Consider the following 1,060-nt stretch of genomic DNA (forward strand, 5'->3'; position numbering starts at 1 on the left):
CCCCCGCCGCAGCAGTCTTCGGCCCATGAACCTCGAGCTCGTCCTCATTAATGTCATCTACCGGGGCGTTACGCCTGATCAAAGCCATCCTGGTCTCCTGTTAGTCCTGCCACCGCCCATACGGTGCTTGGTTCCATGCCGATGGCACCACCGGTCTGCTCCGGCGGTGCCATCGGTTCTACGCCCGTCACGCCGGCGCGGCTTCGGCTTCGCCGGCGGTCTCCTGCGCCGCTTCGGCGATCCGCTCGGGGTGGGCGTAGATGTTGATGCTGCGTCCGCGGCTGAAGCCGGCCAGGGTCAGCCCGGTCTGCCCGGCCAGTTCCACCGCCAGCGAGGACGGGGCGCTGACCGCCGACAGGACCGGGATCCCGGCCAGGTAGGCCTTCTGCACCAGCTCGAACGAGGCCCGCCCGGAAACCTGCAGCACCGTCTCCCGCAGCGGCAGCCGGCCCTCGCGCAGCGCCCAGCCGATGACCTTGTCCACCGCGTTGTGCCGGCCCACGTCCTCGCGCAGGCACAGCAGGCCCCCGTCGAAACCGAACAGCCCGGCCGCGTGCACCCCGCCGGTGCGCTCGAAGAGCTGCTGTCCGGCCCGCAGCCTCTCCGGCAGCGACAGCAGCACCCCCAGCCCCAGCACCGGCCCCGCCGGCCCCGCCGGGCCAAAGCGCGAGCCCTTGGTCACCGCCTCGATCGAGGCCGTGCCGCAGATCCCGCAGGAACTGGAGGTATACACATGCCGCTCCAGCGAGGTCTCCGGCAGCACCACCCCCGCCGCCAGCTGCACATCAATCACATTGTAGGTCTGCCGGCCCTGCCCGTCCTCCCCGGCACAGAACCGCAGCGAGGCCAGCTGCCCCGGCTCCCAGACCACCCCCTCGGACACCAGGAACCCGGCCACCAGGTCAAAATCATCCCCCGGGGTGCGCATGGTCACACTGAACGGCTTCCCGCCCAGGCGCACCTCCAGCGGCTCCTCCGCCGCCAGCACATCCTCCCGCCGGCGCGGCCCGCCCTCCAGGCCCAGCTTCACCACCCGCCGACGCTGAACAACACGGCTCAT

Annotated in this window: 1 protein-coding gene; it reads right to left on the reverse strand. The window is 70.8% G+C overall.

Features of this window, described 5'->3' with window-relative positions:
- Window positions 1-187 precede the first annotated feature (187 nt).
- A partial coding sequence (gene fdhD, locus HGG74_RS20850; RefSeq protein ID WP_168489456.1) for a formate dehydrogenase accessory sulfurtransferase FdhD occupies window positions 188-1,060 on the reverse strand: 873 nt, incomplete at its 5' end.

Source organism: Arthrobacter mobilis (assembly GCF_012395835.1).
Classification (GTDB): domain Bacteria; phylum Actinomycetota; class Actinomycetes; order Actinomycetales; family Micrococcaceae; genus Crystallibacter; species Crystallibacter mobilis.